General features: G+C 33.2%; 14 protein-coding genes. 2 read left to right on the forward strand and 12 right to left on the reverse strand.

All coding sequences use genetic code 11. From position 1 onward, the window contains the following. Positions 1–7: 7 nt before the first annotated feature. From M4I21_RS09660 to M4I21_RS09680, 5 genes are read right to left on the reverse strand one after another with little or no spacing between them, the layout of a single operon-like run. On the reverse strand, positions 8–1,279 hold the full coding sequence (locus M4I21_RS09660; protein WP_249558926.1) for an adenylosuccinate synthase: 1,272 nt from the start codon (positions 1,277–1,279) through the stop codon (positions 8–10). Positions 1,280–1,292: 13 nt separating this feature from the next. Continuing rightward, positions 1,293–1,742 (reverse strand): Fur family transcriptional regulator, encoded by a 450-nt coding sequence (locus M4I21_RS09665; protein WP_249558927.1) that lies wholly within the window; start codon positions 1,740–1,742, stop codon positions 1,293–1,295. A gap of 42 nt (positions 1,743–1,784) precedes the next feature. Then, entirely contained in the window at positions 1,785–3,989 is a 2,205-nt protein-coding gene (locus M4I21_RS09670; RefSeq protein WP_249558928.1) for a RelA/SpoT family protein, read from the reverse strand. Positions 3,990–4,032: 43 nt separating this feature from the next. Beyond that, a complete protein-coding gene (locus M4I21_RS09675; RefSeq protein ID WP_249558930.1) occupies positions 4,033–5,259 on the reverse strand; it encodes a M48 family metallopeptidase in 1,227 nt (408 codons plus the stop codon). A 44-nt stretch (positions 5,260–5,303) separates the two neighbouring features. Continuing rightward, entirely contained in the window at positions 5,304–6,107 is an 804-nt protein-coding gene (locus M4I21_RS09680; RefSeq protein WP_249558931.1) for a TrmH family RNA methyltransferase, read from the reverse strand. Between the two features lie 96 nt (positions 6,108–6,203). Between M4I21_RS09680 and M4I21_RS09685 the strand changes: the two genes are divergently transcribed. Then, the gene (locus M4I21_RS09685; RefSeq protein ID WP_249558932.1) at positions 6,204–7,013 is read left to right on the forward strand and encodes a DUF6503 family protein; all 810 of its coding nucleotides are present in this window, start codon (positions 6,204–6,206) and stop codon (positions 7,011–7,013) included. A 76-nt stretch (positions 7,014–7,089) separates the two neighbouring features. On the opposite strand, the gene M4I21_RS09690 is transcribed toward M4I21_RS09685, so the two are convergent. The 3 genes from M4I21_RS09690 to M4I21_RS09700 form a co-directional block, all read right to left on the reverse strand. After that, complete coding sequence (locus M4I21_RS09690) at positions 7,090–8,385, reverse strand: amidohydrolase family protein (RefSeq protein WP_249558933.1); 1,296 nt, start codon at positions 8,383–8,385, stop codon at positions 7,090–7,092. Between the two features lie 29 nt (positions 8,386–8,414). Further along, the gene (locus tag M4I21_RS09695) at positions 8,415–11,372 is read right to left on the reverse strand and encodes an amidohydrolase family protein (RefSeq protein ID WP_249558934.1); all 2,958 of its coding nucleotides are present in this window, start codon (positions 11,370–11,372) and stop codon (positions 8,415–8,417) included. Between the two features lie 136 nt (positions 11,373–11,508). Then, complete coding sequence (locus tag M4I21_RS09700) at positions 11,509–12,579, reverse strand: DUF3810 domain-containing protein (protein ID WP_249558935.1); 1,071 nt, start codon at positions 12,577–12,579, stop codon at positions 11,509–11,511. A 72-nt stretch (positions 12,580–12,651) separates the two neighbouring features. On the opposite strand from M4I21_RS09700, the gene M4I21_RS09705 reads away from it, so the two are divergent. Beyond that, on the forward strand, positions 12,652–14,103 hold the full coding sequence (locus tag M4I21_RS09705; protein WP_249558937.1) for an aminoacyl-histidine dipeptidase: 1,452 nt from the start codon (positions 12,652–12,654) through the stop codon (positions 14,101–14,103). 79 nt (positions 14,104–14,182) lie between these two features. On the opposite strand, the gene M4I21_RS09710 is transcribed toward M4I21_RS09705, so the two are convergent. From M4I21_RS09710 to M4I21_RS09725, 4 genes are all read right to left on the reverse strand, one after another. Next, complete coding sequence (locus M4I21_RS09710) at positions 14,183–15,253, reverse strand: glycoside hydrolase family 5 protein (RefSeq protein ID WP_249558938.1); 1,071 nt, start codon at positions 15,251–15,253, stop codon at positions 14,183–14,185. Between the two features lie 128 nt (positions 15,254–15,381). Continuing rightward, on the reverse strand, positions 15,382–16,557 hold the full coding sequence (locus tag M4I21_RS09715) for a peptidylprolyl isomerase (RefSeq protein WP_249558939.1): 1,176 nt from the start codon (positions 16,555–16,557) through the stop codon (positions 15,382–15,384). A 21-nt stretch (positions 16,558–16,578) separates the two neighbouring features. Continuing rightward, the gene (gene gldI, locus M4I21_RS09720) at positions 16,579–17,130 is read right to left on the reverse strand and encodes a gliding motility-associated peptidyl-prolyl isomerase GldI (protein WP_249558940.1); all 552 of its coding nucleotides are present in this window, start codon (positions 17,128–17,130) and stop codon (positions 16,579–16,581) included. Further along, entirely contained in the window at positions 17,127–18,143 is a 1,017-nt protein-coding gene (locus M4I21_RS09725; protein WP_249558941.1) for a DHH family phosphoesterase, read from the reverse strand. Before M4I21_RS09725 ends, gldI begins: the two co-directional genes overlap by 4 nt. Positions 18,144–18,152 lie beyond the last annotated feature (9 nt).

An 18,152-nucleotide genomic window follows, 5' to 3' on the forward strand; every position in this document is an offset into this window, starting at 1 on the left:
TTTTGTATTATCTATTAATTGTTTGTTTTCTGTCTGGACCAACAGAAACAATTTTTATAGGAATTTCTAACTCTTTTTCTAGAAAATCTATATACTGATTTAGTTCTTTTGGAAACTGTGAAGGATCTGTCATTTGCGTTAAATCTTCTTTCCAACAAGGAAACTCTGTGTATATAGGAGTTACATTTTCTGGTTCTATATTGTATGGTAAATGTGTTATTGTTTTACCCTTATACTTGTAAGACGTACAAACTTGTAGGTTATCAAAACCAGAAAGCACATCACCTTTCATCATGTTTAATTGTGTAACACCATTTACTTGACACGCATATTTTAATGCAACTAGATCTAACCAACCACAACGGCGAGGTCTACCAGTTACTGCACCAAATTCGTGACCAACCTTAGCCATATTAGCACCAACTTCATCAAACAATTCTGTTGGGAAAGGGCCAGAGCCTACACGTGTAGTATATGCCTTAAAAATACCATATACTTCTTTTACTTTGTTAGGTGCAATACCTAAGCCAGTACAAGCACCAGCTGCTGTAGTGTTAGATGATGTAACAAATGGGTATGTCCCAAAATCAATATCTAATAATGATCCTTGCGCACCTTCTGCTAATATTGTTTTACCATCTTTAATAGCTTGGTTTAAGTACTCTTCACTATCTATAAAGGTTAATTCTTTTAAACGCTCTACAGCTTCAAAGAATTCTACTTCCATTTCTTCTAAATTATATTGTACATCTGCACTTAGGAAACCAATCATAGTTTCATGTTTATCTGCAAGATGACGGTATTTCTCTTTCCACGAATCTAATTCTAAATCGCCAACACGCATACCGTTTCTACCAGTTTTGTCCATATAAGTTGGACCAATACCTTTTAAAGTAGAACCAATTTTCGCTTTTCCCTTAGATGCTTCAGATGCGGCATCTAATAAACGGTGCGTTGGTAAAATTAAATGTGCTTTTCTAGAAATAATAAGTTTAGCCTTGTAGTCTATTTTAAACTGGTCTAAACCTTCTAATTCTTTTACAAAGACAACAGGGTCTATTACAACACCGTTACCAATAACGTTCATTGCTTTTTTGTGAAAAATTCCTGATGGAATTGTTCTAAGTACGTGTTTAATGCCATCAAATTCTAAAGTATGTCCAGCATTTGGACCACCTTGAAAACGCGCAATAATGTCGTAGTCTTTAGTTAATACATCAACAATTTTTCCTTTTCCTTCGTCTCCCCATTGGAGTCCTAGTAGTAAATCTACTGCCATTAGTTGTAATTGGTTAGTTGTTCTCTTTTTTATTTTTTACTCCATAGAAGTATAGTGAATGGTTTGTTATTTTAATATCAAACACTTCTTCTATTGTTTTCTTGATAGACTGTATTCTAGGGTCACAAAACTCCATTACCTCACCAGTATCTGTTAGAATAACATGATCATGTTGTCTATCAAAATACGATTTTTCATACTGAGCTTGGTTTTTTCCAAATTGGTGCTTACGTACCAATTTACAACCTAATAAAAGTTCAATAGTGTTGTATAAGGTTGCTCTACTTACTCTATAGTTTTTGTTTTTCATCTTTATATAGAGAGATTCTATATCAAAATGATCTTCACTTTCGTAAATTTCTTGGAGTATAGCGTAGCGTTCGGGAGTTTTTCTGTGTCCGTTTTCTTCTAAAAAAGTCGTGAAGACATTCTTTACAATGTCTTGATTTTTGTTACTACCCATAGTATTTCTACAGCTTTTCGGTTTGCAAATGTAGTGTAAATTTTAAATTCTTACTACTTTATCTATACCGTTAATTTTCTTTAAATTGTTAATAAGCTTAATTAAGATGGAATTATTTTTAACTACAACAGATATTTTCCCTGAGAAAGTACCGCCATCAGTACTAAAGTTTACACTTCTCATGTTCACGTGCATTTGTTGAGAAATAATTGTTGTAAGGTCACTAATAATTCCAATATTGTCTATACCTGTTAATTGTACGTTTGCCGTAAACTCTTGCTGAGAAGAGTCTATCCATTTAGCCTGTATAATTCTATAGGCGTAATTAGATTGCAAAGATATGGCATTTGGACAGTTTTTAGTGTGTACTTTTATACCTTCTGTTACACTAATAAAACCAAACACGTCATCTCCAGGAATTGGGTTACAACATTGAGATAGTTTGTACTTTAGTTTTTCTTCTTCTTTACCAAAAACTAACTGATCGTATTTTGCTGTAATTTCGTCCTTATCTATATTTTCTTGAGAAGGAGTTCTTCTAATTCTATTTTTAAAAAAACTAATAAAAGCATTACTGTATGATGATGCAAAATCTTTTATTTGGATATTGTCTATAGAACCAGTAGCCACTCTATAAAATAAATCTAAACTAGTTTTTAACTTAAAGTGGTACACCATTTTGTTAATGGTATCTTCATTAAAACTAATTTTCTGAGATTTTAATTTACGACGTAAAATTTCTTTACCATCTTCTGCAACTTCTTTTTTCTCTTCTCTTAAGGAAGATTTAATTTTAGATCTTGCACGTGCCGTAGTAGCATAATCTAGCCAACTTTGGTTTGGTTTACTTTTTTCGGATGTAATTACCTCTACTTGGTCACCACTATGTAAAATGGTATTTAATGGCACTAGTTTGCCATTGACCTTTGTACCTCTTGTTTTTAAACCAACCTCTGAGTGTATATGAAAAGCAAAATCCAAAGAAGTAGCTCCTTTAGGCATAGACTTTAAATCTCCCTGTGGTGTAAAAACAAATATCTCTTTAGAGTATAAGTTTAATTTAAATTCTTCTACAAAATCTACCGCATTGGTATTTGCATTCTCTAATGCTTCTTGTAGTCTATTTAGCCAGATCTCTATACCTTGCTCTTTTTGTTCTCCGTGTTTGTATTTAAAGTGAGCGGCATATCCTTTTTCTGCAATTTCGTGCATACGCTCACTACGTATCTGTACTTCTACCCATTTGGCATCTGGTCCCATGACCGTAATATGTAAGGCTTCGTAACCTGTAGATTTAGGAGAAGAAATCCAATCTCTTAAACGTACAGGGTTTGGCGTAAAATTATCTGTAACTACAGAATATATTTTCCAAGCCAAAAACTTTTCATTAGCCTTATCAGACTTGTAAATTATACGAATAGCAAACTTGTCGTAAATCTCATCAAAAGGTACATTCTGAACTTTCATTTTTCTACGAATAGAAAAAATAGATTTCATTCTGCCTTTAATGGTATAATTTAAACCTTCTTTGTCTAAAGAGTCTTGTATGGTGTGTGAAAAAGAGTCTATATATTCTTGTTGCTCTTCTTTTGTTTCTTCAATTTTGCCAAGAATGTCGTTGTAAACTTCAGGCTCTGTATATTTTAAACTTAAATCTTCTAATTCAGTTTTAATATTATACAATCCAATTCTATGCGCAAGAGGGGCATAAATGTATAAGGTTTCAGAAGCTATTTTTAACTGCTTGTGCTCTGGCATAGAATCCATAGTAAGCATATTGTGGTAACGGTCTGCAATTTTTATAATAATAACTCTAACGTCATCATTTAAAGTTAATAGCATTTTTCTAAAATTCTCTGCCTGTTGAGATACATTCATATCTTTTTTAAGGTGAGCAATCTTAGTTAAACCGTCTACAATTTTAGCAACCGTTTCGCCAAACATACGTTCTATGTCTGCTAAAGTATATTCGGTATCTTCTACAACATCATGCAATAGTGCAGAGGCAATAGAAACAGCATCTAAACCAATCTCTGAAGCTACAATTCTAGCTACCGCTATTGGATGAAAAATATAAGCTTCACCAGATTTTCTGCGTTGATCTTTGTGTGCATCCACAGCAATCTCGAACGCAGATCTAATTAGTTTTTTATCTTCATCAGAAAGCGTTAAATAACTAACGCGCAGCAATTCTTTGTACTGGCGTGTAATTTCTTTATTTTCTTTTTCTATTTCTGCTTCCGTCATATGAACTAAAATTACATTAAAGTTTCAGAATAAGCTACAAAAATTATTTTTTTAAATTATTAATCCTGTCTAGTAGAGTAGGATGAGAATAATTCATAAAAACATACGCAGGGTGTGGCGTAAGGTTACTTAAACTAGTTTTTGATAGTTTTTTTAAAGAGGTAATTAATGGAGTGTGTGCATAGGTTTTTTTTGCGTAATCATCTGCTTGGTACTCAAACTTTCTAGATAAGTAATTCATTATTAGGCTAGTAATTTCTGATATTGGACTATATAATATACCAAAACCAATTAATGCAGCATGGAAACTTGGTATAGATACGCCTATAGCCAAAGATATGTCTGGGTTATTAATAAAGATTGATAAAATGTATAATGTAAGTCCTGTTAGTAAAATTGAAGCCGCTAAATTAAACAGAATATGTCTGCGTTTGTAATGGCCAACCTCATGCGCCAAAACGGCAATAATCTCCTCTTCATCTAAATCTTTAACAAGAGTGTCATACAATGTAATTCTTTTTTGTTTTCCAAAACCAGAGAAATATGCATTTGCTTTTGTAGATCTTTTAGAACCATCAATTATAAAAATGTTCTGTAATTGAAAACCAACTTTCTTAGCATATTCTTCAATCTTAGTTTTAAGCGTTCCGTTCTCTAAGGGTTTTTGTTTGTTAAAAAGAGGTACAATTAGTTTGCTGTAAAACATATTCATAAATACAGAAATAACAGCAATAGCTACCCAAGCGTATATCCAAAAATTAGTGCCTGCCCAGTTGTAAAACCAAATTACAAGGGTTAATAATGCGCCGCCAATAACGGCAGTTAAAACCCAGCTCTTTAAAAGGTCTATAAAAAATAATTTTTTTGTGCTTTTATTAAAGTCAAACTTTTCTTCTATAACAAAAGTGCTGTAATAAGCTAGTGGTACATTTAATACGCTACTACCAATCATAATAATACCAAAAAATACAATGGCAATTAAAATTGGATTGTCTGTTATGCTGCGTGCAATACCATCTACCCAACCAAAACCTCCAAAGATTAAAAAGGATAGTGTTAAAAATAAAGAAAAGGCACCAGAAAATAGACCAAATCTATAATTTGCAGTTTTGTAACGTTGCGATTTTTTATACTCTTCTTCGTTAAAAATACCATCTAATTCCTTGGGGACAGCTTCTTTAAATTTTTTAGCATTTAAATAATCTACTACCGCGTCTATGGCAAATTGTAGCAGAATAATAGCCAGTATAACATAAAATAAGATATTCATATAATGGTTATTAGTGGTGGTTTGGTATGTAAAAATAGTGAATCCTAACTTCTTTGTCGTTTAGCTTCAAAAATGACTATAGCAGCAGCAACAGAAACATTCATAGAATCTATTTGTCCCTCCATAGGTATAATTATATTTTGGGTAGAGTTGTTTAGCCATTCGTTAGATAATCCTGTAGCTTCTGTACCAACTACAATAGCAGAACTTTCTGTATAATCTACTTTTGTGTATGTTTTAGAAGCAGTTAATGCGGCGCAGTATGTAGCAATATTATGCTCTTGTAAAAACGCTATTATTTCTGTTGTAGTTCCTGTTGCAATTTTATTTGTAAAAACGCAACCAACACTAGAACGTATAATATTAGGGTTGTATAAGTCTGTTTTTGGATTGGCTATAATTACAGCATCTAAATTTGCAGCATCTGCGGTACGTAATAGCGCACCAATATTACCTGGTTTTTCTGGAGCTTCAGCAACTAAAATTAATGGTTTTTTAGTAGAAAACTGTAAGCTGTCAAGATTGTGCTCTTTAGATTTTACAAGGGCCATAACACCTTCTGTTGTAGTTCTATATGCTATTTTTTGGTATACATCTAATGTAACTTCTATAACCTCTGCTATTGTATTATTTTTTGTTAGGTTGATTAAAGTTTCTTCTGATATTAAACTTTTACAAAAAAATAAAGTATCAATACTATAGTTTCCTTTTAAGGCAAGTTGTAGCTCTCTTACTCCTTCTAAGACAAAAAGACCGCTTTTTTTTCGATCCCTAGACTTATCTTTAAGTACTAAAGTTTTCTTAATTAACGGATTCTGTAGGCTAGTAATTTGCTTAAATGTATTCATTCATACAAAAGTAATGTAATATTGTAAACTATGTTACTGGAGTACGACGAATTGTAACTTAATAAGCAGTTAACTTAAAAACTAAAAATTTAAAAAATGAAGTATTTAGCATTACTAGTATTTTCTGTTTTCTTTATTTCTTGCAAACAGGAGAAAAAAGAAACAACAAATGAAGACGTAAACACCGAAGAAAAAGTAGAAGTACTTGCATCTAATTATCCAAAAGAATTAGAAGAGGTTTTTAAAGCTCATGGAGGTTTAGACACTTGGAAAAGTATGGAGACTTTAACTTTTGATATTCCTAAGCCAGATGCTAAAGAAACACATACAATTAATTTAAAAACAAGAGAAGATAAAGTAGAAACTGCAGCCTATACTATTGGTCATGATGGTGCTAAAACATGGTTATTAGATACAGAAGGTAATTTTAAAGGTGATGCTGTATTTTATCATAATCTTATGTTTTATTTTTATGCTATGCCTTTTGTATTGGCAGATGATGGTATTGTTTACGGTAAAACTGAAGATGTGGTTTATGAAGGGAAAAATTATCCCGGTGTTAGTATTAGTTACAATCCTGGAGTAGGAGCATCTTACAAGGATTTATATTTTATACACTTTGACCCAGAAACAAAGCAAATGGCTTGGTTGGGGTATAGTGTTAGTTACAGAAGCGGAGAAACATCTAATAACTATAGTTGGATACATTATAACGATTGGCAAACCATAAACGGTTTAGTATTGCCAAAATCTATTAGCTGGCACACTTCTGAAGATGGTGTTATTAAAGGATTAAGAAATACAGTTCCTTTTGAGAATGTTACGGTAACTAAAGAAGCTAAGTCTGCTTCGTTTTTTGCTAAGCCTGAAGCGGCAGTTTTTGTAGAAGGCAAAGTGCAAGAATAAGAGAGCTATAAAAAATAGTATAAAAAAGCCGTCTTAAACATTTGTTTAAGACGGCTTTTTTGATTGTTATAACAGTTTATTCTCCTCTGTTGTATTTGCCCATATACCTTTTGTATAATTCGGTTTGATGTGTTTCTAAAGATACATCTCTACCATCTATAAAGGCTTTATCTAATTTGTTAGTACGCATTTCTAAAGCATCACCTTCAGATATAAATAAAGTTGCGCTTTTACCAACAGCTAGTGTGCCGTGCGTTTTATCAATTCCTAAAATCTTTGCAGTATTGTTTGTAATTAATTGTAAAGCGGCTTCTTTTTCCATTCCATAAGCAACAGCCTGACCAGCATAAAATGGTAAGTTTCTGTTCTGGAAATTAGCTTCACCATTGTTCTGAATACCAACCAATAATCCGCCATCAGTTAATAGCTTCGCCATTTTGTATGGTAAGTCGTAATCATCATCATTATTACTTGGTAAATTATGCATTGCTCTTACCAATACTGGGATATCATTTTTCTTAAGAAAATCTGTTATTTTGTATGCATTGTAACCTCCTACCAAAACAACATTTTTAATATTGTTTTCTTTTAAAGTAGTAATAGCATCAATAATTTCTTTTTCGCCATCTGCATAAACATATAATTTCTGGTCTCCAGAAAACAAACCTTCCATAGCAGCATATTCTTGGTGGTATGGTTTAGCTGTTGTTTGGTTGTAGGCCTTTGCATTTACTATAAAATCTACAATGCTAGTTATATTCTCTTTGTATTTTTTATTTGGTTGCATACCTCTGTCTTCACCTAGCCACCAACGACCTCTTCTGTAGCTGTTTGGCCAGTGTAAATGTATTCCGTCATCTGTTTTTACAGCCGCATCTTCCCAGTTCCAAGCATCTAACTGTACAACAGAAGATGTACCAGGAATAACACCACCTCTAGGTGCTATTTGCGCCATAAGTACACCATTTGGACGCATACTTTCAATAACTTTAGATTCCGAGTTGTAAGCAATAATACTTCGAACGTGTGGTATCATCCCGCCAATTTCTTCTTGGTCATCACTAGCTCTTACAGCATCTACTTCTACCAAACCTAAAACAGTACAAGCAGCAATGAACCCTGGGTATACGTGTTTTCCTTTAGCATCTATAATTTGCCCTTTACGTGCAATTTTCATTTTTGCATCTCCTATAAAGGTAATCTTACCACCTTCAAACATAATAAGAGAATTTTCTATAACTGTACCATCTCCTAAATGTGCAACAGCACCTTCTATGGTAATTGCTTCTGTCTGTGGACTAGCAGGTGTTTGTTGTGCAAAACCATTTGCGGTAAAGCAAACTACTAGCAGTATATATATAATTTTTTTCATTTCTGTTATTTTTATGTTGTCTATTAGGTTTACCACTCAGTATCCATAGTGTCACAATGGAACTTTGGTTTTTGTTTCATAATAGGCTTTTGCGTTGGTTTGCCACCTTCTTTTTCTTCTAACATCATAGAGATAAGCTTATTTCTTTCTTCTTTAATAGCTTCTCTTTGTTGTTTGTCTTTTTCTAAATCAAAATAAACAACACCTTCTATTAATGTCTTTTCTGCTTTTGCATAGATAGATAAAGGATTGTTATTCCAAAGAACTAAATCTGCATCTTTACCTTCTTTTATACTACCTACGCGATTATCTAGGTGTAATAATTTAGCAGGATTAATAGTCACCATTTTCCAAGCTTCTAGCTCTGTCATATTTCCGTACTTTACAGTCTTTGCAGCTTCTTGGTTTAATCTTCTAGACATTTCTGCATCATCACTATTAATAGCAACAGTTATACCTTGACTTTGCATTATTGCAGCATTGTATGGTATTGCATCATTAACTTCGTATTTGTAAGCCCACCAGTCACTAAATGTAGATGCACCAGCACCGTGTTCTTTCATTTTATCGGCAACCTTATAACCTTCTAAAATATGTGTAAAAGTGTTTACTCTAAAGTTAAACTTCTCTGCAACCTTCATTAGCATGTTAATTTCTGATTGTACGTAAGAGTGACAACTAATAAAACGTTCGCCATTAATAATTTCGGCAATAACTTCCATTTCTTCATCATATCTAAATGGTTGTCCGCTTTTCTTCTTTTCATCATACTCTTTAGCACGCTGAAAATAATCTATAAACATTTGTTCTACACCCATTCTTGTTTGTGGAAAACGAGAACGACTACCCCAGTTAGACTGTTTTACGTTTTCACCTAAAGCAAACTTTATATATTTAGGAGAGTTATCATAAATCATTTCATCAGCACTTTGTCCCCATTTTAATTTTAATAGGGCAGAACGTCCACCAATTGGGTTTGCAGATCCGTGTAATAATTGAATAGATGTAACACCACCAGCAAGATTACGGTAAATGTCTACATCTTCATTATCCACGACATCTTCCATCTTTACTTCCGCAGAAGAATTTTGACCACCTTCATTAATACTTAAACCAGCAATATGCGAGTGTTCATCTATAATACCAGCAGTTAAATGTTTTCCTGTGGCATCTACAACAGTTGCACCACCTGCACTTAAATTAGTTCCTATTTTTACAATTTTTCCTTTTTTAACAAGGACATCTGTATTTTTTAAAATTCCGGCAGCTTCACTTGTCCATACGGTAGCATTTTTAAATAAAATGTTTTCTTGTTTAGGTACTGTAGTATAACCATAGCCAACATTAGGATAGGTAATTGGTAATAGCTCGGGTGTACTATTTTCTTTTTTATCTTTTTCTTTTTTATCTACATCTCCTGTTTTAGTTGCTACAAAAGAAGATTCGTTTCCGTTTGGTAATACTAACTTACCGCTAATATTATCAGAATTTGGAGCAACTACTCCTGTCATTCTATATCTCTTTTCTCCTTCATTAGTAGCAAAAGAAAGGTCTATCCAATCTTCTTTATAAGAAAATTTAGATTTTACTGTTGTAGAGTCTTGCTTTAGCGTAGCAGATGGTTTGTCTGCAGCTCCTTTAATTTCTAATTTATATGTAGTACCATCTACAGCTAAACTATAGTTACCGCTAATATCTTTTACATCTTTATCTGTAATGACGTTTTTCTGTCCCTGAATCCAGTTTTCATACAACGTAGTGCTTTCTTCAAAAACATCACCAGAAGTAATTAAAAAGTTAGCATAGCTACCAGTTTGTAAAGATCCTATTTGGTTAGATTTCCCTAGTATTTGTGCAGGTGCTGTAGTTAATGCTTCTAATGCTTTAGCTTTTGGTAAACCATATGCAATAGCTTTTAGTAATTTAGCTTTAAAAGCAGCAGGAGATTTAAGATCGTGCGTAGTAAATGTAAAAGGCACATTATTGTCTGCTAATACTTTTGGGTTAGAAGGAGCTTGGTTCCAACTTCTCATATCTGCTAAAGAAACATAGCCAGCTTGGTATGGGTTAGAAACGTCATAAGCATCTGGGAAATTAATAGGCACAATGTACGTAGCATTGGTAGCTTTAATTTCTGCAATACTTTCGTACTCGTTACCACCAGCTAAAATTACGTATTGTATGTTGTTAGCGTCACCAATTTTGTCTGCTCTTAAAGCGTGACCTTTGTCGCCAGCTTCAAAAATCTGAACCAAACCTTTGTTTTTATTTAAAGCTTCTAAAGACAAATCTTTAGTATCACTATTTCCGTTAGCGTACCAGCTTGCGTCTGAATACATTTGTCTTAGTAATGCTAAAGAACCCATTAATGAAGATGGATACGATTGATTTTTCACCGCACTTCTAGTTAAAGAAAAATACTGAGCAGATCTATCATCTAAAATACGATCGCTATTTGTGCCATCATCATTTAAAGTAACAAGTATACCTGTACCGCGTGCAATACCATCTTGTATATGGGAGTTTACGACACCAAAACCTGCTTTTTGGTATTCAGCGGCTTTTTTAGCATCAAACTTAAAAACAGAAAGAGCATTGTTTTCTGGCATAACATGGTCGTTCCAGTAATAGCCGTGTCTTGCAGCCTCATATTGTGTAGATCTACCACCAGAAGCTTTTGGTTTAGTTACTCCAAAATCCGAGTAAATATCAATAAAAGAAGGGTAAATAGATTTGCCTTTTAAGTCTACTGTAATAGAGTTTTTAGGAACAGTTACGCTTTTACCTACTTGTACTACTTTACCATTTTTAATAAGTAGTGTTCCGTTTTCTACAATCTGTGTAGGCGTAACAAAGATTTTTGCATTTGTAAATGCGGTGTAATTATTGTTTTTAGATTTTACACCAGAGTTTGTAGGAAAGTAATCCTGTGCAAACATAGTAGCACTTGCCAAAAATAAGGCAAGCGATAGGAGTCGTATTCTCATATCGGTTTTCTTTTTGAGTTGATTAGTTAAATTAGTCCGTCTAAAGATATAGAAACGACTATTCGAAAATTATAATAAAATGTTAAAATTGATGTATTTAGACCATTTAGCAACATAAGAAGCATTAGGTTTTTGCTTACAAAGGATTCTCTTGATGGTATGCAACAAGTAAGGAAACAATTCTACTGTAACTTTTCATTCCGTCTGCTTGGTTGTTCGCTTTTAAAAAAGTGCTGTAAACAGATTTTAAAACAGGCTCCATAGGATTTTCATAACTATTCCAAAACGTGCTTAGTTCTTGGTAGTTTTTTTTAACTCCAACGTTTAGTTTACTGTATAAAGCATTAAACAATTCGGGATCGTTATATCTAATATCACTTAAGCAATAACTAAGTGCGTAAGAGTATGCTGCGTATTTAAAATACACATCTGGGTTGTTAGCGGTAACTAAGTAACCAATAAAATTAGTTTCGTTTTCTGCGGAATATCCAATCTGATGTCCGGCTTCATGACCTGCAACAACAGGGAATCTGTATAATGGTATTTTACCATTTACCTGAGCTTCGTTTGTAAACGGATTTAAATAACCGCCATAGCCAGCATAGCTTAAACCACTACTAAATAAAGATGTTTTTAAACTGGAGTTTTTGTAATCTAATAAAGGATATTTCTTTTGTAATTCAACATATCCTGTTGTCGTTATATTAAAAATTTCAGATTTTGTATATGGTATTACTACAGCTGCTGTACTATCTTTTGTTATTGTAGCGTGAATAGTATTTGTCTTTGCTATTAAGGCGATAACAAATGTTTCTAGTTCATCTAAAGAATGTTTTTCTTTTATTTTTAGCGTTTTGTAAAGTGGTTCTCTGTAGTAATTTAAGCCCCAACTAAAATGAAACGTAAAATAAGCTATAGATAATACTACTACTATGTTTCTTAAAAAGAATAGTGGTTTTTGTTTGATATATTTTCGTTTTACAATAAGATATCTAATTGCTAAAGTTATAAGAGAGGCGTATAATATGTCGCCCACCGAAAAAGGAATCCATCCTAAAATAAAACGGAAGAATTTAGATGTGTACTGGTAAATACCATTGCTGTAATATTCTTCAATAAGTGCAGGATAGTTTGCCAACCACTTTACTAAAATAATTTGTAAAGGCAGTAATACGGCAATAGCATTTTTTAATTTGTTATTCATCATATCAAAAATAAGCAATAGTAGCTATAAAATCATTTTCTATTATGTAATTTTGGGCTTAGAAAAAATAATGAGATGAGTAAAACAATAAGAGAGTTAGAACCAAAAGCGATTTGGAACAAATTTGCAGATTTAAATGCAGTGCCAAGACCTTCTAAAAAAGAAGAACGTGTAATAGAGTTTATGTTAGATTTTGGGGCGTCTTTACAGTTAGAAACTTTAAATGATGAGGTTGGTAACGTTATTATTAGAAAGCCTGCAACTCCAGGTTTGGAAAATAAAAAGATGGTTACGTTGCAGTCTCATTTAGATATGGTACATCAAAAAAATAACGATACTGTTTTTGATTTTGATACTCAAGGAATACAAATGTACATAGATGGCGACTGGGTTAGAGCTCAAGGAACTACTTTAGGTGCAGATAATGGTATGGGTGTTGCGGCTATTATGGCTTTGCTAGAAAGTACAGACATACCGCATCCTGCTTTAGAAGCTTTGTTTACTATTGATGAGGAAACAGGGATGACAGGTGCAATGGGATTAAAAGGAGGCGTTTTAAAAGGCGATATTCTTTTAAACCTAGATACAGAAGAAGATGACGAAATTGATATAGGTTGCGCAGGAGGTATAGACGTTACTGCAAGAAGAATTTATGAGCTAGAACCAGTACAAGCTAATTTTACTGGTTATAAAGTAACTGTAAAAGGCTTAAGTGGTGGGCACAGTGGTATGGATATACACCGTGGTTTAGGTAATGCCAATAAAATAATGAACAGAGTATTGTACAATACTAGTTTACATACAGAATTGGCTATTTCTGAGATTGATGGAGGTAGTTTACGTAATGCAATACCAAGAGAAAGTAATGCTATAGTTGCCATAAAAGTGACTGAAGATTTTTTACAAAATTTTGAAGCTTGGGCTACTACAATTAAAGAAGAGTTAAAAGTTACAGAGCCTAATTTAACTATTAGCTTAACTCAAATAGATTTGCCAGAAAGTGTAATGCAATCAGAAGCGCAACAAAAATTGTTACGTGGTATTTATGCTGCACATAATGGTGTTTATGCCATGAGTGCTAGTATTTCTGATTTGGTAGAAACATCTAATAACATAGCAAGAGTTATCGTAAAAGACGGAGCTATAAAAATAGGGTGTTTAACTAGGTCTTCTGTAAACTCAGGGAAAATGGATTTAGCTAACGCATTAAAATCTGTTTTTGAATTGGCAGATTTCACCGTAGATTTTAGTGGTGAGTATCCAGGATGGAATCCTAACCCAGATTCTGCGATATTAAAAGTGCTAAGTGCACAGTATGAAACTGTGTTTGGAGCTAAAGCTAAAGTTGTGGCTTGCCACGCAGGTTTAGAATGTGGTATTTTAGGACAAAACTACCCAGAAATGGATATGATTAGTTTTGGACCAACTATAAAAGGAGCACACTCACCAGACGAGCGTGTAAGTATATCATCTGTACAAAAGTTTTGGAAATTTACGTTGGAAGTATTAAAAAATAGTCCAGAGTAAGAATACATTAATTGTAATATAAAAGCCCCATTTGGAAACATCCAAATGGGGCTTTTTAGTAAATTTTATTTTTTTATTTTTAGAATTTAGGATTCTTCTCTTTCATTTCTGTACGGACTAATTTTCCAGATTCAGTTAGCTGGTCTAAGCTCCAATTACCATCGCCACTAGCTCCAGGAGTTAATGCAGCAGATTTTTCGTTCTTGTCTGCTACAGACCAGTTGCACCATGATATTTTATTATCATCTAGAAATTTCCACCAAGTTTTAGTTTCTTCGGTGTCCACATAACCATCTCCCGTATATTCAGTAGATCCGTATTCAGTTACAAAAATAGCAAGATCGTTATTTATTGCATTTTTTGCGGCATCTCTAAGATATTGCTTATGACTAGCAGCATAATAGTGTAGGGTGTAGGCAACATTTTTATCGTCTATTGCATTACCTATAACTTCGTCTACTTTTTGAGACCAAGACCTTGTACCGCAAACAATAATATTGTCAGAATCGTACTTTCTAATTTCTTTTATAACCGCTTCATGATAAGGTTTTAAAACAGTATTCCAAGAAGCTCCCTCTAGAGGTTCATTATATATTTCATATATAATATTTGGTTTGTCACCATATTTTTGAGCAACCTCGGCAAAGAATTTTTTAGCCTCGTTTAAATGATCTTCGGCGTGGTGACTATGCCAATCTACAATAACATAAATACCTTGTTCTATGGCTGCATCTATTACTGTAAATACTTTAGCTTTTTCCCTTTCAGGATTACTAAGATAACCGTCGTTATCTTCTACCGCCATAGCTGCTCTAACAATAGTAGCGTTCCAGTCTTTCTTTAGCCAAGAAACGGTACCGGTTGTATAGTATTGTGGCATCCATTGACTCCAAAATAAAGACATACCTCGTAATTGTATAGGGTTGTTATTTTTGTCTACAATTTTACTCCCGCTAACACTTAATTGTCCGTAGGCATCTACAACGGTTTTAGCAGTGCCGTTGTTGGTTTCTTCATCGTCTGTACTTTCTTCTTGTGTTTCTCCCTTTTCATCATTAATAGCATCTAAAAGATCGTTAGATGAATTGTCACAGGACAAAAAGGATAGTAAAAATGTTAGTAATACTGTTTTTAATGCAATTGTTTTCATAGTGTTTTTTATTAAATTAAAGGTTTACTTGGGGAGAATTAATTTGTAGTAAATGTACTACAAATTAAAAGAACCGCCAAATGCGATCCTTTAATTTAATGGTGATTTTTTGTCAAGTAAATGCTCCATTATTGAATGCCAGTAATTTCTACATCAAAAATTAAATCTGAATTTGGAGGTATTGGTCCAGCACCTAGCTCACCGTATCCTAAATGTGGCGGTATAAATAAACGAACTTTATCGCCAACCTTCATGCGTAATAAACCCTCTTTAAAACCAGCAGCTAATCTAGCTTCTGGGCTGTAATCCATAGGAGAAGGACTTAAGTTGTTGCCGTGCATTTTATAAATAATATCATACTTCCCAAATTTCGTAGCAATACCTTCTAATGATGTATCAAATAAAGTACCATTACTTAACCAACCAGCATAGTTAACCAGTACCTTTTGACCTATTCTTGGTTTTTCACCAGTACCTTCATTAAGTACTAGTACTTTCAATCCAGATGGTAAAGTTTCTGCTTTTTTAATTTGTTCTGCAGTTTCAGCAGCAAAAGCAGCTTCAGTTTTTTTAGCTTCTTCAGCTAAAGCTATTTGTTTTTTTTCTTCTTCTTTTTCTTCATCAAAATAAGCTGTCATCACTTTAATAGCATCAAACTTTTTAGCTTCTTTTCCTTTTCTTACAATTTCTATTGTAGTGATAATAACATCTTCTAAAGGTCTGTTTTTAGCAGCTACTTTTACAGCAGCAATAGAGTCTACAACCTCTATACCTCTTATGACTTCTCCAAAAACAGTATGACAACCAATTCTTGGGTTATCGCAATTTTTTAAATTTCCAAATTGATCTAAACCATCAAGAAAAGGAGTAGGAGCGTGAGTTATAAAAAACTGACTTCCGTTTGTTTTAGGGCCTGAATTAGCCATAGATAAGATTCCTTTTTTTGTATGACGTAAAGAATCTGTGAATTCATCTTTAAATTTATAACCCGGACTACCCATACCTGTGCCTGTTGGGTCACCACCTTGTATCATAAAATCTTTCATTACTCTATGAAAAATAATACCATCGTAATATTTTTTTCCTTTATACTCATCACTAACAAAAGGACTTTTACCCTCAGCAAGAGAAACAAAGTTAGCAACTGTTACTGGTGCTAAGGTGTATTCTAATTTTACCAACATATCTCCCTTGTTGGTTTTTATATCGGCATATAAACCATCATCTAAATCTGCAAATTGTCCAGATTTACAACTTACCATTGCAGTAATGGTCATTAATAAGATTAAAAAACTTTTTTTCATTTCTACTTTTTTAATTGATTTTTAATTTAGAATACTATCTTTTTTCTTTTCCACCTTTACTATAGATATTACTGCTTTTAAAGGTACATTGGTTCCTATTTTATTATCGTCTCCATGGTATCCATATCCTAAAGAAGATGGGTATAAAAACGTAGCCGTTTCATTTTCTTTTAAAAGTTTAACGCTACTGCGTAAACCTAAAAATAAATCTTGTTTATCTACTTTATAAGTAACAGTGCCAATATCTTTAGAACTATAAATAGTGTCGTTGGTAAGGCTTAGTATACTATATTTCATGGTCACTAAGTCGTCTGGTTGTATTACATACGTTTCTTGATCATTTTTTGTATTGTAAAAAAACCAAGAACCGTTTTTACCACTACTATAATTGTGTACAGTATCTTTTTTTATAATACGTTGTATTTGCATTTCCTCATTGGCTAATAGCTCTTTGTTGCGTTTTATAGACTCTTTTATGTAGCTGCCAGTTTTTACTTTAATTGGTCTTCTAGCTTCTGGTCCTTCACAACTAATAATACTTAAAACGAGTACTATGTATATTAATTTTTTCATCCTTTTAATTTGTCTTTATAACTATCTAGTAAACCAACAAATTTAGTTGTTGTTTCCTGTAATGAAAAATCGCTTTTACCACCAGCAGCATTATCGTGACCGCCACCTTCAAAATGAGCTCTTGCAAATTCATTTACAGAAAAATCGCCTTGAGATCTGAATGATATTTTTATAATTCCTTCGTCTTTATTTTCAATAAATATAACAGCAAATATAATATTGTCTAACGTAAGTCCGTAATTAACAATACCCTCTGTATCTCCTTTTTTAAAGTTATTTTGATCTAATTCTTCTTGACTTAATGTGATGTAGGCCGTATGGTAATCTTCTAGAATAACCATATTCTTTAAGGCACAACCTAATATATGTAATCGGCTAGGAGAATTGGTGTCAAACACTTTGTTGTGTATGTCCAAATTTTCTGCTCCTTTGTCTATTAAATCTGCAACTACGCGGTGCGTTCTGCTTGTTGTAGAAGAGTATTTAAAAGAGCCCGTATCTGTCATAATACCGGTGTACAAACAGTTTGCAATGTCACTGGTAATTTTAGAAGTACTATCTATAGCTTCAATAAAATTGTATACCATTTCGCAAGTAGAGCTCATACTAACATCTGAGTATGTAACTTTTGCATAGTCTGCCGGTGCTTGGTGATGATCTATCATAATAAACGTACCTTCTGCTGCTTCTAGGCTTTCTTGCATAAAACCTACTCGAGATAAATGATTAAAATCTAAAGTGAAAATTAAGCTAGCATCCGTAATGTATTTTTGAGCACGTTCTTTATCGTCTTCAAAAATGACAATTTCTTCTTGTCCTGGCATCCATTTTAAAAACTTAGGAAAATTATTAGGAGCAATTACAATAACATCCTGACCTATATTTTTTAGGTAATGCCATAGTCCTAGTGTAGAACCAATTGCATCTCCATCAGGATTTTTGTGTGGTATAATAACTATTTTTTGAGGCGTGCTAAGTAAAGACTTAGTTGCTTTAATGTCTTCTTTATTCATAACCACCAA

It is taken from the genome of Cellulophaga sp. 20_2_10 (assembly GCF_023476645.1).
GTDB lineage: Bacteria > Bacteroidota > Bacteroidia > Flavobacteriales > Flavobacteriaceae > Cellulophaga.

Coding starts and splice junctions, on each gene's coding strand:
- M4I21_RS09660 (WP_249558926.1), bottom strand. CDS start 1,279: ATGGCAGTAGATTTACTACTAGGACTCCAATGGGGAGACGAAGGAAAA.
- M4I21_RS09665 (WP_249558927.1), bottom strand. CDS start 1,742: ATGGGTAGTAACAAAAATCAAGACATTGTAAAGAATGTCTTCACGACT.
- M4I21_RS09670 (WP_249558928.1), bottom strand. CDS start 3,989: ATGACGGAAGCAGAAATAGAAAAAGAAAATAAAGAAATTACACGCCAG.
- M4I21_RS09675 (WP_249558930.1), bottom strand. CDS start 5,259: ATGAATATCTTATTTTATGTTATACTGGCTATTATTCTGCTACAATTT.
- M4I21_RS09680 (WP_249558931.1), bottom strand. CDS start 6,107: ATGAATACATTTAAGCAAATTACTAGCCTACAGAATCCGTTAATTAAG.
- M4I21_RS09685 (WP_249558932.1), top strand. CDS start 6,204: ATGAAGTATTTAGCATTACTAGTATTTTCTGTTTTCTTTATTTCTTGC.
- M4I21_RS09690 (WP_249558933.1), bottom strand. CDS start 8,385: ATGAAAAAAATTATATATATACTGCTAGTAGTTTGCTTTACCGCAAAT.
- M4I21_RS09695 (WP_249558934.1), bottom strand. CDS start 11,372: ATGAGAATACGACTCCTATCGCTTGCCTTATTTTTGGCAAGTGCTACT.
- M4I21_RS09700 (WP_249558935.1), bottom strand. CDS start 12,579: ATGATGAATAACAAATTAAAAAATGCTATTGCCGTATTACTGCCTTTA.
- M4I21_RS09705 (WP_249558937.1), top strand. CDS start 12,652: ATGAGTAAAACAATAAGAGAGTTAGAACCAAAAGCGATTTGGAACAAA.
- M4I21_RS09710 (WP_249558938.1), bottom strand. CDS start 15,253: ATGAAAACAATTGCATTAAAAACAGTATTACTAACATTTTTACTATCC.
- M4I21_RS09715 (WP_249558939.1), bottom strand. CDS start 16,557: ATGAAAAAAAGTTTTTTAATCTTATTAATGACCATTACTGCAATGGTA.
- gldI (WP_249558940.1), bottom strand. CDS start 17,130: ATGAAAAAATTAATATACATAGTACTCGTTTTAAGTATTATTAGTTGT.
- M4I21_RS09725 (WP_249558941.1), bottom strand. CDS start 18,143: ATGAATAAAGAAGACATTAAAGCAACTAAGTCTTTACTTAGCACGCCT.